The following is a 17,654-nucleotide window of genomic DNA, read 5'->3' as shown; positions in this document are numbered from 1 at the left end:
GTACGTTTATGGGTTATTTAGTTGATTTGACAAGGGGACTATGGAGAGAAAACCCTACATTTAGAATGGTTGTAGGATTATGTCCAACCCTTGCTGTAACCAATGCTGTCGCTAATGGTATTGCAATGGGCCTTGCTACTACTTTTGTGCTGATTGGTTCATGTGTGATAATTTCTGCACTTAGGAAGATAACACCTGATAAGATTAGGATGCCTATATTTGTTATCAGTATTGCTACCTTTACAACTATAGTATCAATGCTTATGAATGCATATTTTTTGAGCTTATATAATGTGTTGAAACTGTATATTTCATTGATAGTTGTCAACTGTATAATCATGGCCAGGGCAGAGGGCTTTGCATCGAAAAACCCTGTTATAAATACATTCTTTGATTCTTTAGGGATGGGACTTGGATTTACCTTTGCTTTGGTTATAATAAGCGGCGTAAGGGAAGTTCTTGGCAACGGTACTTTCCTTGGAATTCAGGTAATGCCGGCAACATTTCAACCCGTTCTGTTAATGGTTTTACCACCAGGCGCCTTTTTGACTCTCGGATTGGTTATTGGCTTTTTCAATATGATTACTGAGTTGCTTGCAAAAAGAAGAGAAGCTAAGGAGAGGGGGACAATAGATGCTGACAAATCTGCTGCTAATATTGGTTAGTTCAATCTTTGTGAATAACTTCCTCCTGTCAAGGTTTTTGGGGGAGTGCCCATTTCTTGGGGTTTCGAAGCAGGTAGAAACCGCTACAGGTATGAGTGTGGCTGTTGTATTTGTTATGACTATGACTGCTGCAATTACCTATTTGATTAACTATTATATACTTGTTCCGTTTGGTCTGGAGTATCTGCAGATAATAGCTTTTATTGTGGTTATAGCATCGTTGGTTCAGTTTGTGGAGATGGTAATAAAAAAGACAAGCCCAACACTTTATCAAGCCCTTGGCATCTATCTGCCACTTATTACCACCAACTGCGCTGTTTTGGGTGTGGCGCTTCTCAACGTGCAAAATCCATATAACTTTATAGAGGCGGTAGTGAATGGTTTTGGATCTTCGGTAGGTTTTGCATTTGCCCTGATATCATATGCAGGGATCAGAGAGAGGCTTGCCTTGGCTCCTATTCCCAAAGCCCTGGAAGGATTTCCTTCTGCCTTGATTGGAGCAGGTTTATTGTCCTTGGGTTTTCTTGGGTTTAGAGGCTTAGTATAGGGGGGTAATCAATTGATACAGGAGATTTTATATCCACTACTTGTATTGGGTGGAATGGGATTGCTGTTTGGTGCAGTACTGGCCTATGCTTCTCAGAAGTTCTATGTAGAGGTAAATCCACTGCAGCAAAAGGTGAGGGATGCGCTGCCTGGCGCCAATGATGGAGGGTGTGGCTTTGCTTCATGTGACGCCTATGCGCAGGCAGTGGCAGAGGGCAGGGCTGACATAAATAAATGTGTGGTTGGCGGCCAGGCCGTTGCTGAAGCCCTGGCGGCTATTATGGGTACTGATGCCGGTACTGTGAAGAAAAGGATAGCCAGGGTTATGTGTAAGGGTACAGACAATAATGCAGTTAAGAAATATAAGTATCATGGTGTTAAGGACTGCAGGGCAGCCAATGCTCTTTCAGGTGGGGACAAAGAATGTGAGTTTGGTTGTCTTGGCCTTGGCACATGCGAGAGGGTATGTCCATTTGATGCCATACATGTGACAGCGGAGGGCATAGCTGAATCTGATGAGGAAAAGTGCACTGGCTGTGGCATGTGTGTGGATGTATGTCCAAAGAATGTGATACAGCTCATAGATATCAGCAAGAGGGTTATAATATTCTGCAATAATCACGATAAGGGTAAAAGGGTAAGGCAAATATGTAAAGTTGGATGCATAGCGTGCAGTATATGTGTAAGGCAGTGCCCAGAAAAAGTTATAACCATGGATAATGACCTTGCTGTGATAAACTATGATGGCTGCACAAACTGCGGTGCATGTATACCGAGATGTCCTACAAAGACAATATTGAACCTCGATGAAATTATTTCAGAGGTGGTTGCTTCTTAAAAATATGAGAATTGCATTTGGCGGGGTAAGGGACCCGCTTTTTTTATTTTAAGGATATTGTTAAAAAAACCACCCTCTTATGTTATAATAAGAAAGTAATTATTGCAGGAAGGTGTCGCAAATGAGGCTAAATACGTTTAAACTTATATATATATCCATGCTGATATGTATAGGCTTGGTGCTTCATATATTTGAAAACATGATCCCTGTACCATTCATAGCTCCTGGTGCCAAACTTGGCCTGGCCAATATTGCTTCGCTGTTAACCCTGTATGTTTTTGGACTTTCGGATGCACTGATTGTTGCTGTGATGAGGTCTATACTGGGTGCTCTTATGGGAGGTGCGGCATCCAGCGTTCTCTACAGTCTGAGTGGTGCCATAGCGAGTACTATAGTAATGTGGGTTGTTTTAAAGTATTTCAGCAATTATTTCAGCATGATTGGCGTAAGTATATTTGGTGCCATTGCACACAATGCAGCACAGGTAACGGTTTCATCCCTTATTATAAGTAATATAAATATGTTTACTTACCTTCCAATACTGAGTCTTTTAAGCTTGGGGACTGGCTTTTTCATTGGACTTGCTTCTAACGCAGCCAAAGATGTATTAAAGTCCAGTGTGGAGGTTTCGATTAAAAATTTGAGGGGATGATATAATTGCGGAGGAATAAAAGTCTGTGGTATCTGGTAGCTCTTGTATTGATTTTTGCAGTTATAGGAAGTTTTTTGGGCGAATTCTTGTCTGGATGGGTCCCCGCACTTGGAAAGGCACAGACCCTGGCATTTAGGATACCCATTAACATTGTACTGAATGTATTGAATCTTGAATTTTTACTTGCTTTAAGCTTGAAGATTAACCTTCTTTCAGTTGCTGGCATGCTTTTGGGTATATATATTTACTATCATAGATGATTAAGGGTGATGTTATGACTGATTTTATTCTTGCGTCATCATCTCTACGGAGAAAGGAATTATTGGAGCAATTGGGGCTGAATTTTTCAATAATTCCCAGTGATATCGATGAGGTCTTAAAGGGGAATACACCCGGTGAGATGGTGAAAAATCTTGCTTTAGAAAAGGCTGCTTGTGTATCCAAGAAGGTAGTAGGGAATAAGATTATAATTGGTGCTGACACAATAGTATGCATAGATGATATAATAATGGGGAAGCCTGTTGACAACGATGATGCATATAGAATGCTCAGGAGATTGAGTGGAAAGATACATAGGGTATATACCGGCCTGGCCATTATAAATACATCCAATGGAGAACTTTTAAATGACTATGAGTGTACTGAGGTCCTTATGAATGAACTTACCGATGAAGAGATAATGGAATACATAAAGACAGGTGAACCGATGGATAAGGCGGGAGCATATGCCATTCAAGGGAAAGGTTCCCTTATTGTTAACAGCATAAAAGGGTGCTATTATAATGTAGTGGGTTTGCCCATTAGCAAACTTCGTCAGATGCTTTTAAAATGGGGTATTGACCTTTTGAAGACTGGGGTGTGAAAATTGGGAGAGTATAGTCTAAAAATAAAGGACCTTCCTGAAGATGAAAGGCCCAGAGAGAGAATGATAAAATATGGTCCAGAGGCATTATCAAATACTGAACTTTTGGCAATAATTATAAGGACGGGAATAAAAGGTGAAAATGCTATTACCGTAGCGCAAAACCTTATTTCTCAAGAGGGATTGGAGGCGTTATTAGAGGACAGCATTGAAGAATTGGCTGCCTTTAAAGGTATAGGCATTTCGAAGGCTGTACTGATAAAAGCTGCGCTGGAATTGGGTAAGAGGCTTAACAGCATGCCAGAAAGGAAGAGGTATACGATCAAATCTCCTGCAGATGTGTCTGCAATACTTATGGGTGAAATGCGTTATTTAAAAAAAGAGTATTTTAAAGCAATACTGCTGGACATAAAAAACCATGTAATTACAATAGAGAATATTTCTATTGGGGGGCTGAACTTTTCACTGGTTCACCCAAGGGAGATATTTAAGTCTGCCATAAAGAAATCCAGTGCTGCAATCATCATGGTCCACAATCACCCCAGTGGTGATCCACATCCAAGTAATGAGGATATAGATGTTACAAGAAGAATTGTTGAAAGTGGCAAAATACTAGGGATAGAGGTATTAGACCATGTCATTATTGGTGATGGCAGATATTTCAGCTTTAAGGATGAAGGACTAATAGTATAGAGAGGTGTTAGATATATGAATTTGTCTAAGGATATAGGTATTGACTTGGGTACAGCTAATACCCTTGTCTTTGTAAGGGGTAAGGGTATTGTAGTAAGTGAACCTTCGGTTGTAGCTATAGATAGAGATAGTAAAAAGGTACTGGCTGTTGGGGCCGAGGCGAAGAGGATGGTTGGCCGTACTCCAGGCAATATAATAGCCATAAGGCCTATGAAGGATGGAGTAATAGCTGATTTTGACATCACTCAGGCCATGCTGAAATATTTTATTGGAAAGACAAACGCCAGGTCTGGTATAAGAAAGCCAATGGTTGTTGTTGGAGTGCCCTCAGGTGTAACAGAAGTAGAAAAAAGGGCTGTAGAAGAAGCCACATTTCAGGCTGGTGCCAGGGAGGTACATCTCGTAGAAGAGCCAATGGCTGCAGCTATTGGTGCTGGATTACCTGTTGAAGAACCTACAGGCAGTATGATTGTAGATATTGGAGGCGGTACGACGGATGTAGCTATAATTTCTCTTGGCGGTATTGTTACCAGCAAGAATTTAAGGATAGCTGGGGATGAGATGGATGAGTCAATAATCAGCTATATAAAGAGAGAATATAACCTTATGATAGGCGAGAGAACCGCAGAGGAGATAAAAATAACTATAGGTTCTGCATATCCCAAGCCAAAGGAAGAAACTATGGAGATAAGAGGAAGAGACTTGATTACAGGCCTTCCTAAGACGCTTAAAATTTCTTCAACTGAAATTATGGAGGCCATGAAAGAACCAATATCTGCTATTATTGACGCTATAAAGTCGACATTAGAAAGAACCCCCCCTGAACTGGCTGCAGATATAATGGACAAGGGTATAATGCTGGCGGGAGGTGGCGCTCTTCTGGACGGGATTGATAAGCTTGTAAAACAAGAAACTGGGATGCCGGTAGAAATAGCTGAGTCTCCTTTGGACTGTGTGGCTTTAGGTACAGGAAAGATACTGGAAGAAGTTAATCTATTTAAAAGAATATCTGGTATGTCCAAATAGGGGGGAGTAGTTTGCCCTGGTGGGAGAAGTACAGGGATTATCTGATAATAGGTAGCGTGGTTTTATCTATCCTGATATTGATGGGTGTTAGCTCTTCAGGTAAGATGAGTCTAAGTGGACTGGAATTCTTTTCTGGGAATTTGATAAAACCTGTAAGCAGCACCCTGTATAAAATTGGCAACAGTATTTCAGACTTTTTTTATTCTCTCAGCAATATAGGTAGTTTACAAAGCGAAAATGAGAGGCTAAGGGCCAAGGAAGAAGAATACAACGATTTGAGGCTACAGGTGGAGGAATTAAAGCAGGAGAATGAACGACTGAAAAACCTCCTTGCCTATAAAGAGACCCATCAGCAGTATGATATGATTGGCGCAAAGGTGATTGGGAAATCCAGCGGTGGGTGGTTTGACATTTTTGCAATCAATGTGGGCAGGTCCAGCGGGGTAAAGGAAGGGATGGCTGTAGTTACAGATAAAGGAATAGTGGGTACAGTAATAGAATCATATGACAACTGGTCTAAAGTACTTTCGATAATTGATGAGAACAGTTCGGTAAGCATACGCATTAACAGAACAAGGGATAATGGTATACTACAGGGTGATGTAGAACTCAAAGCACAGGGCCTGGCCAGGGCTGTATACATTCCCATGACCTCTGAAGTCAAACCAGGTGACGATGTCATTACCTCAGGTCTTGGTGGAATCCTTCCAGAGGGTATCTATGTAGGAAAGGTAATAAGTGTAGAAAACAGCCATGGTGACCTGTATAAAACAGCCATAATAAAACCAGATGCAGATTTCCAAAGGTTAGAGGATATCCTGGTCATAAAAACGTACAACGATAAAATAGACCTTGGAAAGGTAGGTGGCCAATGAGGAGATACATTATAATTTTACTCCTTTTTATACTTGTTTTTTCTATTCAGACTGCCATGCTGCCTTTCTTTTCTATTTACAATATTTCCCCCGACCTACTTTTGATAGCAATTACAGCACTGTCCATATTAAACGGGCAATGGGAAGGCATGATATTTGGGCTTGTTACCGGCATCTTGATGGATATGTTTTATAGTCCGGTTTTTGGCATATATAGTATAATTTATGCAACGTTTGGCTTTTCTGTAGGTAAGTTGAGCAAAAACATCTTTAAAGAGAGTCCTTTTGCTGCATTATTTTTTACAATTACAGGCAGCATTTATAAAGGTGTAGTAATACTGTTTTTTAAGATTCTTTTAGCCTATAAAACTGATGTGTGGATGACATTTTTGGCGTTAATCTTTCCTGAGGCGGTTTTAAACGGCATAATAATTTTCTTGCTTTATGGTTATATTCTCAGATTAAATGATTCTTCCTATCTGAGGAAGAACAAAACAATGTTTTGAGGGAATGATAATATGGACTTAAAAGAATTCAAGCAGAGGTTCATAATATTTATTATCATTATAACATTTCTGTTTTCAGTAATAGCTGGAAGACTGATTCAACTTCAGGTAGTGCAGGGTTCCTATTATCGCGAATGGTCTGATGAAAAAAGGTTAAGACTTATCGCAGTGAAGGCTCCAAGAGGGAAAATAGTGGACAGAAATGGGGTTGAACTTGCCAATAACAGGCCAAGTTTCAGTGTGGATATCGTCAGGACAAACATAGACGATAATAAACTAAATAGTGTAATACTTGATATGATAAATATTCTAAAGGCAAACAATGAGGAATATATTGACTCCCTTCCTCTTTTTATTGACAATACAAATAATGTGTACTTTAATTTTAAAAGTTTTGAAAATGAAGATGTAACTGAGGAGACGCTTAAAGCACGGGAAAAACGCTGGAAAGAAAACCATAAGATTGATATTGGAGACGATGCCAAGAAGACATGGGAGATATTAAAAGAAAGATATCATATAGATGATACATATACTATGCAGGAGACTAGGGACATAATGAATGTCCGTACAATTATGGCAGAACAGGGCTATAAATCTTATCAACCCGTTACCATAGCGAGGGATGTATCTGACAAGACTGTAGCAGAACTTGAGGAAAAGCATATATATCTGCCTGGTATTGTGGTGGATGTAGAACCTATAAGGCAATATCCAGAGGGGACCTTAGCTTCGCAGGTGCTGGGATATATAAGTAGAATAGACCCCGAAACAATGAAACAGCTTGATACCAAGAAATATAGCCCAGATGACCTGATAGGTACGGTAGGCATAGAAAAGTCTTTTGAAGAGTACTTAAAAGGGACTGATGGGGGTGAATATGTAGAGGTAGATGCATTGGGTAGGAAGGTCAGAAGTGTCTCATATAAAGAACCAGTACCTGGAGACACTGTAAAACTAACTATTAACGCTGATGTCCAGAAAGCTGCAGAGCAGGGATTAGAAGAGACAATGAAAAACATTAGAGAGGGCAACAATAGGTTTCAAAAATCTGAGTATGCTAATATAGGTGCTGCAGTTGTTATAGACGTAAACACAGGAGAGGTTATAGCCTTGGCCAGTGTGCCGAGTTTTGATCCTAATGTATTTGCCAAGGGAAGCCCATCAGTTGAGGAATATGCTGAATTAAACCCACAGAATGCTACAGAACGTACACCTAAACCCCTGTGGAATTATGCTACTAAAGGTGCCATACCACCGGGTTCAACGTTCAAGATGGTTACAGGTATAGCGGGGCTCACAGAGGGGGTTGTAACACCGGAAGAGAAGATACTTGACACCGGTGTGTACCCATATGCACATAGACCAGCCTGCTGGTTGTGGAATGAGTATCACAGGACCCATGGGCTGGTTAATATAACCAAGGCTATACAGGTTTCTTGTAATATCTATTTTTTTGAGGTTGCAAGAAGGTTGGGTATAGATAAGTTGGCTGAGTATGCGAAAAGATTTGGCCTTGGCGAAAAGACCGGCATAGAGATAGAAGAGCAGGCCGGGACATTGGCAAGCCCTGAGGTCTTAAAGAGCGTGGCAATAAATGACCTTTATTATATCAAAAATGTGCTTAAGATGATAGATCAAGACCAGTTGAATGAGCTGGCAAAACTAGTGGAGGCAGGAGAAACAAGAGATAGTGTAATTTTAAAAAGACTGGATGAATTGGGTATAAAAGAGAAAGACGCCAGAGATAAGATATTATATACGTTAAAAGGGGTTCAGTGGAATCTCGGCATGACGTTGAACGCCTCCATAGGTCAGGGACAAAACTCCTTTACTCCTCTTCAGATGGCCAATTACATTGCTACTCTGGTAAATGGAGGGGTCAGATACAGGCCACATCTTTTAAAAGAGATTGATAGTTTTGACGGAAAGGTTATAAAGACATCCAAGCCGGAGGTTGTAGACAGGCTGAATCTGGACCAAGAATATGTAAAGTACATTAAAGAAGGAATGAAGGCTGTTACGGAAATGGGTGGTACAGCATCTGGAGCGTTTGTAAACTATCCAATTACGGTAGGTGGTAAGACAGGGACAGCGCAAAGACCACCATACAAACCATATGGATGGTTTGTGGGTTTTGCTCCTTATGATAAGCCTGAGATAGCTGTAGCAGTAGTTATTTATGAGGGTGGTAGTGGCAGCTATTCGGCGTATGTGGCTAAAAGCATTTTTGATGCCTATTTTGGCTTTAATAAACCTGATGACCAAGTCAAAACTCAGAATACCAGTGAAAGATAGATGGGGTTTTAGAATCCATCTATCTTTTATATTAAGTAAAGAAGGATTTTTGCAAAAGATGGAGAAATTAGTAATAAAGACATATATTATGAGGAGGATTGCGCCAAGAGTGGATATAAGAGGAGCAAGGAATAGATTGATTATTAATATTGATGAAGATGAAAACTTTATAGATGCATATAATGACCTTGCAGATAAACTTAGAAAGTATCCCGAATTTTTTAAAGGGTCGCAAATGAAAGCGATAGTAAAGGGTAAAGAGATGAACAACGAAGAGAGAAATATGATAAGAGAGCTACTGGAAACTCGTTTTGGCTTTAACACATTATTTTTGAATCCTGTGGAACAAAAGGATGATCAACTGATTAAGTTTGTGAGGACAACAATAAGGTCTGGCCAGGTAATACAAACACCTGGTCATGTGGTGATTCTGGGCGATGTAAATGATGGCTCTGAAATTAAAGCAGGGGGAAATATTCTGATTATGGGTAGAACAAACGGTTTGCTCCATGCAGGATATCCCAATAAAAATGACTCCTTTATAGCTGCATTCAGATTAGAAAGCCTTCAGATAAGGATTGGCAATATAATTTCCAGGGCGCCAGACAGGAAAAGATATCGTGCTGATATACCGGAAATAGCATATGTGAAAGATGATAAAATTTTTATTGAACCTCTTAACCAAAAAAGTAAAATGTTGTAAAATATAACATAAGGGAGGGAAAAATTATGGGAACAGTATACGTGGTAACATCAGGTAAGGGTGGAGTGGGAAAGACAACCACCACAGCCAATATAGGAACGGGGCTCGCTTTAGCAGGTAATAGGGTGGCTTTAATTGATGCAGATATTGGCCTTAGAAATTTGGATGTGGTTATGGGGTTGGAAAACAGAATAGTATATGATGTTGTAGATGTAGTTGAGGGTGAATGCAGGCTAAAACAGGCATTGATAAAGGACAAGCGTTTTGAGGGCCTGTATCTATTACCTGCAGCACAGACCAGGGACAAGACGGCTGTAAGTCCGGAGCAGATGCAAAAACTATGCAATGAATTAAAAGAAGAGTTCGACTATGTGGTTGTGGATTGCCCGGCAGGTATTGAGCAGGGTTTTAAAAATGCTATAGCAGGGGCTGATAAGGCAATAGTTGTTACTACTCCGGAGATGTCAGCAGTGAGGGATGCAGACAGGATAATAGGGTTGCTTGAAGCAAATGACCTGAGGGACCCTATGCTTATAATTAACAGGATACGTATGGATATGGTTAAACGCAATGATATGCTTAGTATAGACGATATGATGGATTTTCTCGCAATAACTCTTTTAGGCGTTATTCCAGATGATGAAAAAATAGTGATTTCTACCAATAGAGGAGAACCGGCGATAACCGATGAGAAATCTGCAGCAGGGAAAGCTTATAGGAACATAACCAGACGACTTCTTGGTGAAGATGTTCCTTTTATGGAACTGGAAACAGAGGAAGGTTTTTTTGTACGTTTGAAACGGCTTTTTGGCATGGGCGCAAAATAAGGGGGTGTGATATATGGGACTTTTTGATTCGTTGTCTTCCAGAGGCAACAGCAGAGATGTTGCTAAAGAGAGGCTTCATTCTATTCTGGTTCACGATAGGGTTAATGTGTATCCTCAATACTTGGATATGATAAAAAATGACATTATCAAGGTTGTTTCAGATTATATTGAAATAGATCCAAACGGCCTCGAAATAAAAATTGCCAATATAGTAAGGAGTTCTGATAATGCAAACATACCAGAGCTTATTGCCAATGTTCCGATAAAGAGAATAAAAAATATTGGAAAATGATATTCGGTATATTTTGTTTAAAATGCCACCCTCTTATGTGTTATAATTGAATGATGTGGGGGTGGTCTATAAATGGTTGATAAGAAGCTCATCAAAAACATCGATTATTTTCTCTTACTGAGCATATACCTTATATGCGCGATAGGTATAGTTGCTATAAGCAGTGCTACTCACGTGCAGGAGACAGGTTCATACTCAATGGTTATAAGGCAGATATTGTGGCTTGCTATTGGTACAGTGGCCTTTATCATTATTATAAGTCTTGATTATAACCTTATAGGTAGCTACAGCACATATATCTATTTTTTGAATCTCATTTTGCTGCTTTTGGTTATGGTGATTGGCCACAAGTCTAACGGTGCCCAGAGTTGGATACAATTAGGATCTTTTATGCTGCAGCCATCTGAATTTGCAAAGATAGCTATAATTGTGACGCTTTCTAAATATCTTTCGGGAAAGGAAGGTCCTCTTAATAATCTTAAAGATATATTGACGGTTGGTTTTCATGTTGGTTTACCATTTTTGTTGATATTTATACAGCCAGACCTGGGGACTGCCCTGGTTTTTATTGCCATAATGATAGGCATGCTGTTTATTTTTGGAATTGACTTCAGATGGATTGTGGTAGGAGGTCTAACCATAGCAGTTGCAACGCCGTTAATATGGCTTTTTGCGCTTAAGGAACATCAAAAATGGAGAATTTTAACATTTTTAAATCCAAGTCTTGATCCACTGGGTTATGGATACCATGCAATACAGTCAAAGATTGCCATAGGTTCAGGTATGATTACAGGCAGGGGATTGTTTAATGGTACACAGACCCAACTGGACTTTTTGCCTGAAGCGCATACTGACTTTATATTTTCTGTGGTTGGTGAAGAACTTGGGTTTATAGGTACAATGACCGTAGTAATTCTTTATTTTATCATAGTTTATCGCATAATAAGGATAGCTATGAATGCCAAGGATAAGTTTGGAATGTATATATGTGTTGGCGTAGTGTCTATGTTGTTGTTCCAAATATTTGAGAACATAGGTATGACTATAGGTTTAATGCCTATAACAGGGATAACCCTGCCTTTCATGAGCTATGGCGGCAGTTCTCTCCTTGCTAATATGCTGGCTATAGGTCTGGTAATCAATGTGGGTATGAGAAGACAGAAGATAAACTTTTAAGGAGTGATCTTATTGAATATTGCTCTGGTAGCCCATGACGCTAAAAAGGAACAGATGTCTAATTTTGTTCTGGCATATAAGGATATATTGGCTAACCATACTTTGTATGCAACAGGAGCGACCGGCGAACTGGTTGAAAAAACCACCGGGTTAAAAGTAATTAAGTTTAGGCCTGGCCCCTTGGGTGGTGACCAGCAGATCGGTGCCATGATAGCTCAGGACGAAATAGACATGGTGATTTTTTTGAGAGACCCCCTTACGGCTCAGCCCCATGAGCCGGATATAACAGCACTTCTCCGTATATGCGATGTCCACAATATCCCTCTGGCTACCAACGTGGCCTCAGCGGAGATATTGATTAAAGGGCTATCACGTGGAGACCTGGCGTGGCGTGATGTGGTAAACCCTTTACTGGACAAAAAAATGGAATAGTGTAATAAAAAGAGCCTCCTTCAAATATATTTTATTAATAAAAAGGACGAAGGAGGCCTTCTTATGCATAAAGCACCATTTAGAGGAAAAATCAGAAGGATGGGACAGGTAAGCACCAAAAATAAGGTGGCGGTTTTCTTACAGCAGTTAGCTGTATCACTATTGATACTAACTGTTTTGCTGAGTCTGTCATCTATAAAAGTGTCATTTGTAGATGATGCAATAGGATACGTAAAAAAGGGCCTGGCCTATGACTACACTGTTGAAGACGGTATAAATGGGATAAAATATGTATTTAGCCAGATACCCGTGTTTCGTGATAGGATTATCTCTGTTTTTCAAGAATTGGGAAGCTCTGACACAAAAAAGGATATGATAATGCCTATAGATGGCCCGATTACCTCAGAATTTGGGATGAGGATACATCCGGTTTTCAATGACTTACGCCCACATCAAGGAATAGATATAGCCGCAGATGAGGGCGAGCCTGTAAAGGCTGTGCTCGATGGTGCTGTAGAGAAAATTGATACAGATAACGAACTGGGTACATACATTGTTCTGAAACACTCAGGCAATCTAAGGACATTGTATGCCCACCTATCTGATGTTACAGTGAACGTTGACGACAAGGTCAAACAGGGAGATATAATAGCAAAAGTGGGGATGACAGGAATTACAACAAATCCTCATTTGCATTTTGAGGTTTGGAACGGCGAAAAAGCCGTTGATCCATTAACTATGTTAAATCAGAAGGGAAAGAGTAAGTAGTTTATCCAAAATCTAAAGATTGTGCCCATTATATATCATAATGGCCTGTATGTAAAGTATGGCTAAACTTTTGCGACATTTTAGAGGCTCTTTACAGGACCATGATGCTTTGAAAATGTATTTAAAACTATACGATAATGAGGATTTCACTGTCCTCTATCCAATGTCCCATTGATTTTACCTTTGTGTTTTTCTATAATTATCATAGCAGATGTCGCTTATTAAGCAATTATGCCTCTGGGTCAATTCAGACAATAAAAACTGCTTCAATCCATTTCAATTTTAGTGTACAGGTCATCGATTATTAAAGGAAGCTGCTATCCTTTGTTTTTTTGATTGTGATTTTGCGATATAATTACGATATATATTAAGAAGAGGGCTGACCTCTTTTTATAATTTAAAGTAGTTTTTGCCTATATGTGATAAAATAAGGCTATCTAAAAACACGTTAGGAATGAGGTGTGAGATGCTTAAGGATAGAATACTAAATGAGATACTGCCGTGCGTTGAAAAACCCGCCAGATATATAGGGAATGAACTGAATAGTGTTCATAAGCAATACATGGATGGTATGGTAAGATTTGTATTTGCGTTTCCCGACATATATGAGATAGGTATGTCTCATTTAGGAATAAAGATACTGTATCACCTTCTCAACGAGAGAGAAGATACTGTATGTGAGAGGGTATTTGCACCATGGGTAGACATGGAAAAGATAATGAGGAAAGAGGGTATCCCGCTTTTTTCACTGGAGAGTATGACCCCGGTCAGGGACTTTGACTTTGTAGGTTTTACCCTTCAGTATGAGATGAGCTATACAAATATACTCAACATGCTGGACTTAGCTGGTATACCTATTAACGCTGCAGAACGTAGTGAAAGCTCTCCTCTCGTCATAGCAGGTGGCCCATGTGCGTATAATCCAGAGCCTCTGGCACAGTTTGTAGATTTCTTTGTCATGGGAGAGGGTGAGGAGGTAATAAATGAGATAATAGATACCTATAAGGACTGCAAAGACAAGGGGCTTTCGAGGAAAGAAATTTTGCACTGTATGGCCCATATAGATGGGGTTTATGTTCCCTCACTCTACATTATGACATATAATGAGGATGGTACAGTAAAAAATGTAAAACCTGTAGACGTCGACCTTCCGCTGAAAATAAAAAAGAGGGTCATAAAAGATATGAATAACAGCTATTATCCTGAAAAAATGATTGTACCATATCTACAGACTGTACATGACAGGATAATGCTGGAGATTTTCAGAGGATGTACCAGAGGCTGCCGTTTTTGCCAGGCCGGTATGATTTACAGGCCGGTCAGGGAAAGGTCATGGGAGAATTTATTAGAATTGGCCAGAAAGCTGGTATCATCAACTGGTTATGATGAGATATCGCTGGTATCATTGAGCAGCTGTGATTATACATTTTTAGAGGAACTGATTTATTCACTTATAGACGAATTTAAGGGAAAGGGTGTAGGTATATCCCTGCCGTCCCTGCGCATTGATGCTGCTTATGTGGATATATTTAATAAGATAGAAGAGGTTAGAAAATCAGGTATAACCTTTGCGCCAGAAGCCGGGTCACAGCGTTTGAGGGATGTAATCAACAAAAATGTTACAGAAGAAGACCTGATGAATGCAGTTTTTTCGGCATTTAAATTTGGATGGCGTACCATAAAACTTTATTTTATGATTGGCCTACCCACAGAAACAGATGAGGACCTTGATGGAATTGCAGAGTTGGGTGAAAGGGTACTTCAAGTGTATAAAGAGGTTAATGGAAATCTCAAAGGGCTTACGGTGACTATGAGTGCATCATCTTTTGTGCCAAAACCGCATACCCCATTTCAATGGGAGGCGCAGGATAGTATGGAAGAACTTTATAGGAAACAGTTATTGATAAAGAGTAAAATAAGAGGACATGCCCTGAGGTTTACCTATCATGATGTCCGTTTAAGTTTCTTGGAGGCCGTCATATCTAGAGGAGATCGAAGGGTTTCAATGGTGATTAAAAAGGCATGGGAAAAGGGATGCCGCTTTGATTCATGGAATGAGTGCTTTAATTTTGAGACCTGGATGGATGCATTTAAAGAGACTGGTATAGATCCAGCATTTTATGCAAATAGGAAAAGAGAAGAGAATGAAGTTTTTCCATGGGACCATATAGATGTAGGTGTAACTAAGGAATTTTTGAAGAGGGAGAGGAGAAGAGCATATGAAGGAAAAAGCACTTTTGATTGTAGGAAATTTTGCATAAAGTGTGGCATCCAGGATTTTGAAGAGGGGTTAAAGTGCTATGGGCAGAATTAGAGCAAAATACATTAAAGATAAAGAAGTGAGGTTTATATCTCATCTTGACATTGTAAGGGCATTAGAAAGAGCTTTCAGGAGGGCTGATATTCCATTTGTCTTAACTGAGGGTTTTAATCCTAAGCCAAAGATAAATTTTTCTCCTCCTCTTTCATTAGGATATATCAGTAAGGCTGAATACTTTGACTTGGATGTAGGTGACGATATGATCCCTGAAGAGTTCATATACAGGATGAATAACGTATTGCCGCAAGGTATAATGGTAATTAAAGCTATATCCATAGATGAAAAGTCAAAATCGTTAAACAGCATCATCAAAAGTTCTGAGTATAATGTTTACTATCCTTTTCCAGAGGGGGTCCTGTCCGGGATTGAGAGGTTTCTGAGTGATGAGATAATGGTTGAGAAGGAATCAAAAAAGGGAAAAAAGACAATTAATATAAGGCCGTTGATATATAGTTTTTCAAAAGTAGATGAGAAGAATATATGTCTGTGGTTGGCCTCGAATTCATCCGAGAGTGTAAATCCCGTATATGTTGTTAAGGCCTTTTTGCATTTTAGCGGATTTGACTTTGAGGAGAGCAATGCCATCATAACAAGGCTTGAACAATATATAGATGAGAAAAAAAATACACCAATGCGGGAAGGTGTTATTAATGAACCGATTAATAATTGATTCTTATACGGGGCAGAGACGGATAGCTTTGACTGAAAATGAGGAGGTTTTAGAGTTTAAGGTCGAGCCTGCCGGCAGGTTAGTTGGCAACATATATAAAGGCAGGGTAGTGAATATTGTCCCTGGTTTGGAAGCAGCTTTTGTAGATATAGGTTATAAGAAGAATGCATATCTTCCATTAAAAAAAGATGATATGAAAAAGATAACCCCTGGAGGCTTTGTGATAGTTCAGGTTACAAAGGAGTCTATAGGTAAGAAGGGACCGAAGCTTACCATGGATATTACCCTGCCGGGTAGATATATTGTTCTTATGCCATTTACAAATAATATAGGCATTTCCCACAGAATTGATTCCGAAGAGGGAAAAAGGGAACTGAGAGATAAGGCAAGGCAGTTAAAACCGGAGAATATGGGCATTATAATGAGGACAAACGCTGCTGATATACCAGTAGATGAACTGCAGTATGACCTTAAAAAATTGCTTGATACATGGACCGAAATTTTAAATACCTATGAACTGTTTACGGTTCCTGTGCCGCTTTACAAAAATACGAACATGCTGGAGAGCATATTAAGGGATATGGTCACACCTGGCGTTGATGAGATAATAGTTAACAGCACAGAGGACTTTGAGTACCTTCATAGCTATATGTCTGTAGAAATGCCAATGTATTTACCGAAACTGAAGTTGAACTCTGATCCGAATATATTTAAAAGCCTTGGAATAGAAGACAGCATAGAAAACATTTTTATGAGAAAAATTAACTTAAAGAGCGGTGGATATATTGTTATAGACACTACTGAGGCTCTTACTGCCATTGATGTAAATAGCGGGAAGTTTACAGGGCAGGACACTTTAGAGGAAACCGTGTATGCTATTAATTTAGAGGCCGCCACTGAGATAGTCAGACAGATTAGATTACGTGATATAGGTGGAATAATTATCATCGATTTCATAGATATGATTTCAGAAGATAATAAAAAGGCACTTATAGAATATATAAAGGAACTGGTAAAAAAGGATAGGGTAAAAACCAATGTGGTTGACATTACAGCCCTTGGGCTTGTAGAAATAACAAGGAAAAAAGAAAAAGAAACTAATGACAGTTATTTTGTAAACCAGTGTCCATACTGCCATGGGCGCGGATGGGTCTTTACCGAAGAATATCTGATAAGCAAGATAAAGCGTGACATAATCCGACTTGCCGGAGACATCTCTGATATGGCAATGGTGGTGGAACTAAATCCATACCTGCGTGAAACATTTACAGATGGGAATGCTTTTTTGATAGATTTAAAGAATATTTCAAATTCTGAAATAATAATAAAAGACAACAGGAACCTCCCGCTGGACGGTTACAAGGTATATCCGGTGGAAGCGTGATCAAAATGGGTATCTGAAGTTTGATTGACAAGGAGTGAACCTTGTGTTAGAATACTTAAGGTAAACCGCTCGGGGAAGGTCTAAAGCTATTACCTTGTTCCGGCGAGTCTGTGTGTGAGGA

20 protein-coding genes are annotated in these 17,654 nt (G+C 39.5%); all 20 read left to right on the top strand.

The window, feature by feature from the left end; translation table 11 throughout:
• The first annotated feature begins 8 nt into the window (after positions 1 to 8).
• The 20 genes from rsxE (at position 9) to FWJ32_RS05615 (ending at position 17,533) form a co-directional block, all read left to right on the top strand.
• Positions 9 to 665: an electron transport complex subunit RsxE gene (gene rsxE, locus FWJ32_RS05705; protein ID WP_149545011.1), complete on the top strand. Its 657-nt coding sequence runs from the start codon at positions 9 to 11 to the stop codon at positions 663 to 665.
• Positions 634 to 1,212: an electron transport complex subunit RsxA gene (rsxA, locus tag FWJ32_RS05700; RefSeq protein WP_149545010.1), complete on the top strand. Its 579-nt coding sequence runs from the start codon at positions 634 to 636 to the stop codon at positions 1,210 to 1,212. The genes rsxE and rsxA overlap by 32 nt, the downstream gene beginning before the upstream one ends.
• Before the next feature lie 12 nt (positions 1,213 to 1,224).
• On the top strand, positions 1,225 to 2,049 hold the full coding sequence (rnfB, locus tag FWJ32_RS05695) for an RnfABCDGE type electron transport complex subunit B (RefSeq protein WP_238988804.1): 825 nt from the start codon (positions 1,225 to 1,227) through the stop codon (positions 2,047 to 2,049).
• A gap of 121 nt (positions 2,050 to 2,170) precedes the next feature.
• On the top strand, positions 2,171 to 2,701 hold the full coding sequence (locus FWJ32_RS05690; RefSeq protein WP_149545009.1) for a Gx transporter family protein: 531 nt from the start codon (positions 2,171 to 2,173) through the stop codon (positions 2,699 to 2,701).
• A 5-nt stretch (positions 2,702 to 2,706) separates the two neighbouring features.
• Complete coding sequence (locus FWJ32_RS05685; RefSeq protein WP_149545008.1) at positions 2,707 to 2,961, top strand: DUF4321 domain-containing protein; 255 nt, start codon at positions 2,707 to 2,709, stop codon at positions 2,959 to 2,961.
• 14 nt (positions 2,962 to 2,975) lie between these two features.
• Positions 2,976 to 3,563, top strand: a complete 588-nt coding sequence (locus FWJ32_RS13445) for a Maf family protein (protein WP_203227590.1) — start codon at positions 2,976 to 2,978, stop codon at positions 3,561 to 3,563.
• Positions 3,564 to 3,566: 3 nt separating this feature from the next.
• Positions 3,567 to 4,256, top strand: a complete 690-nt coding sequence (gene radC / locus FWJ32_RS13440) for a RadC family protein (RefSeq protein ID WP_238988803.1) — start codon at positions 3,567 to 3,569, stop codon at positions 4,254 to 4,256.
• A 15-nt stretch (positions 4,257 to 4,271) separates the two neighbouring features.
• Positions 4,272 to 5,282 carry a rod shape-determining protein gene (locus FWJ32_RS05675; RefSeq protein ID WP_149545007.1) on the top strand — a complete coding sequence of 337 codons (1,011 nt, stop codon included), beginning with the start codon at positions 4,272 to 4,274 and terminating at the stop codon, positions 5,280 to 5,282.
• Between the two features lie 11 nt (positions 5,283 to 5,293).
• Positions 5,294 to 6,157, top strand: a complete 864-nt coding sequence (gene mreC / locus FWJ32_RS05670) for a rod shape-determining protein MreC (RefSeq protein WP_149545006.1) — start codon at positions 5,294 to 5,296, stop codon at positions 6,155 to 6,157.
• Positions 6,154 to 6,663 carry a rod shape-determining protein MreD gene (mreD, locus tag FWJ32_RS05665; protein ID WP_149545005.1) on the top strand — a complete coding sequence of 170 codons (510 nt, stop codon included), beginning with the start codon at positions 6,154 to 6,156 and terminating at the stop codon, positions 6,661 to 6,663. Before mreC ends, mreD begins: the two co-directional genes overlap by 4 nt.
• Before the next feature lie 12 nt (positions 6,664 to 6,675).
• A complete protein-coding gene (mrdA, locus tag FWJ32_RS05660) occupies positions 6,676 to 8,961 on the top strand; it encodes a penicillin-binding protein 2 (RefSeq protein ID WP_149545004.1) in 2,286 nt (761 codons plus the stop codon).
• Positions 8,962 to 9,019: 58 nt separating this feature from the next.
• Positions 9,020 to 9,664 carry a septum site-determining protein MinC gene (locus FWJ32_RS05655; protein ID WP_162523527.1) on the top strand — a complete coding sequence of 215 codons (645 nt, stop codon included), beginning with the start codon at positions 9,020 to 9,022 and terminating at the stop codon, positions 9,662 to 9,664.
• A 26-nt stretch (positions 9,665 to 9,690) separates the two neighbouring features.
• Entirely contained in the window at positions 9,691 to 10,491 is an 801-nt protein-coding gene (gene minD, locus FWJ32_RS05650; RefSeq protein WP_149545002.1) for a septum site-determining protein MinD, read from the top strand.
• A 13-nt stretch (positions 10,492 to 10,504) separates the two neighbouring features.
• Entirely contained in the window at positions 10,505 to 10,783 is a 279-nt protein-coding gene (gene minE / locus FWJ32_RS05645; protein WP_149545001.1) for a cell division topological specificity factor MinE, read from the top strand.
• A gap of 72 nt (positions 10,784 to 10,855) precedes the next feature.
• Entirely contained in the window at positions 10,856 to 11,959 is a 1,104-nt protein-coding gene (rodA, locus tag FWJ32_RS05640) for a rod shape-determining protein RodA (protein WP_149545000.1), read from the top strand.
• Positions 11,960 to 11,971: 12 nt separating this feature from the next.
• The gene (gene mgsA / locus FWJ32_RS05635) at positions 11,972 to 12,391 is read left to right on the top strand and encodes a methylglyoxal synthase (RefSeq protein WP_149544999.1); all 420 of its coding nucleotides are present in this window, start codon (positions 11,972 to 11,974) and stop codon (positions 12,389 to 12,391) included.
• Positions 12,392 to 12,454: 63 nt separating this feature from the next.
• Entirely contained in the window at positions 12,455 to 13,159 is a 705-nt protein-coding gene (locus FWJ32_RS05630; protein WP_149544998.1) for a M23 family metallopeptidase, read from the top strand.
• Between the two features lie 466 nt (positions 13,160 to 13,625).
• On the top strand, positions 13,626 to 15,473 hold the full coding sequence (locus FWJ32_RS05625; RefSeq protein ID WP_149544997.1) for a TIGR03960 family B12-binding radical SAM protein: 1,848 nt from the start codon (positions 13,626 to 13,628) through the stop codon (positions 15,471 to 15,473).
• Positions 15,460 to 16,149: a TIGR03936 family radical SAM-associated protein gene (locus FWJ32_RS05620; RefSeq protein ID WP_149544996.1), complete on the top strand. Its 690-nt coding sequence runs from the start codon at positions 15,460 to 15,462 to the stop codon at positions 16,147 to 16,149. The genes FWJ32_RS05625 and FWJ32_RS05620 overlap by 14 nt, the downstream gene beginning before the upstream one ends.
• The gene (locus FWJ32_RS05615; RefSeq protein ID WP_162523526.1) at positions 16,130 to 17,533 is read left to right on the top strand and encodes an Rne/Rng family ribonuclease; all 1,404 of its coding nucleotides are present in this window, start codon (positions 16,130 to 16,132) and stop codon (positions 17,531 to 17,533) included. The genes FWJ32_RS05620 and FWJ32_RS05615 overlap by 20 nt, the downstream gene beginning before the upstream one ends.
• The last annotated feature ends 121 nt before the right edge of the window (positions 17,534 to 17,654 follow it).

Origin of the sequence: Calorimonas adulescens, from assembly GCF_008274215.1 — a bacterium.
GTDB classification, from domain to species: Bacteria; Bacillota; Thermoanaerobacteria; order Thermoanaerobacterales; family UBA4877; genus Calorimonas; species Calorimonas adulescens.
The sequence above is the reverse complement of the archived record's forward strand: the minus strand, read 5'-3'. Positions and strand labels throughout refer to the sequence as shown.

What these genes read in the sequence shown, in the direction of transcription:
- rsxE (WP_149545011.1), top strand. Translation starts at nt 9, where the DNA reads ATGGGTTATTTAGTTGATTTGACAAGGGGACTATGGAGAGAAAACCCT.
- rsxA (WP_149545010.1), top strand. Translation starts at nt 634, where the DNA reads ATGCTGACAAATCTGCTGCTAATATTGGTTAGTTCAATCTTTGTGAAT.
- FWJ32_RS05690 (WP_149545009.1), top strand. Translation starts at nt 2,171, where the DNA reads ATGAGGCTAAATACGTTTAAACTTATATATATATCCATGCTGATATGT.
- FWJ32_RS13445 (WP_203227590.1), top strand. Translation starts at nt 2,976, where the DNA reads ATGACTGATTTTATTCTTGCGTCATCATCTCTACGGAGAAAGGAATTA.
- FWJ32_RS05675 (WP_149545007.1), top strand. Translation starts at nt 4,272, where the DNA reads ATGAATTTGTCTAAGGATATAGGTATTGACTTGGGTACAGCTAATACC.
- mreD (WP_149545005.1), top strand. Translation starts at nt 6,154, where the DNA reads ATGAGGAGATACATTATAATTTTACTCCTTTTTATACTTGTTTTTTCT.
- mrdA (WP_149545004.1), top strand. Translation starts at nt 6,676, where the DNA reads ATGGACTTAAAAGAATTCAAGCAGAGGTTCATAATATTTATTATCATT.
- FWJ32_RS05655 (WP_162523527.1), top strand. Translation starts at nt 9,020, where the DNA reads ATGGAGAAATTAGTAATAAAGACATATATTATGAGGAGGATTGCGCCA.
- minD (WP_149545002.1), top strand. Translation starts at nt 9,691, where the DNA reads ATGGGAACAGTATACGTGGTAACATCAGGTAAGGGTGGAGTGGGAAAG.
- minE (WP_149545001.1), top strand. Translation starts at nt 10,505, where the DNA reads ATGGGACTTTTTGATTCGTTGTCTTCCAGAGGCAACAGCAGAGATGTT.
- rodA (WP_149545000.1), top strand. Translation starts at nt 10,856, where the DNA reads ATGGTTGATAAGAAGCTCATCAAAAACATCGATTATTTTCTCTTACTG.
- FWJ32_RS05630 (WP_149544998.1), top strand. Translation starts at nt 12,455, where the DNA reads ATGCATAAAGCACCATTTAGAGGAAAAATCAGAAGGATGGGACAGGTA.
- FWJ32_RS05625 (WP_149544997.1), top strand. Translation starts at nt 13,626, where the DNA reads ATGCTTAAGGATAGAATACTAAATGAGATACTGCCGTGCGTTGAAAAA.
- FWJ32_RS05620 (WP_149544996.1), top strand. Translation starts at nt 15,460, where the DNA reads ATGGGCAGAATTAGAGCAAAATACATTAAAGATAAAGAAGTGAGGTTT.
- FWJ32_RS05615 (WP_162523526.1), top strand. Translation starts at nt 16,130, where the DNA reads ATGAACCGATTAATAATTGATTCTTATACGGGGCAGAGACGGATAGCT.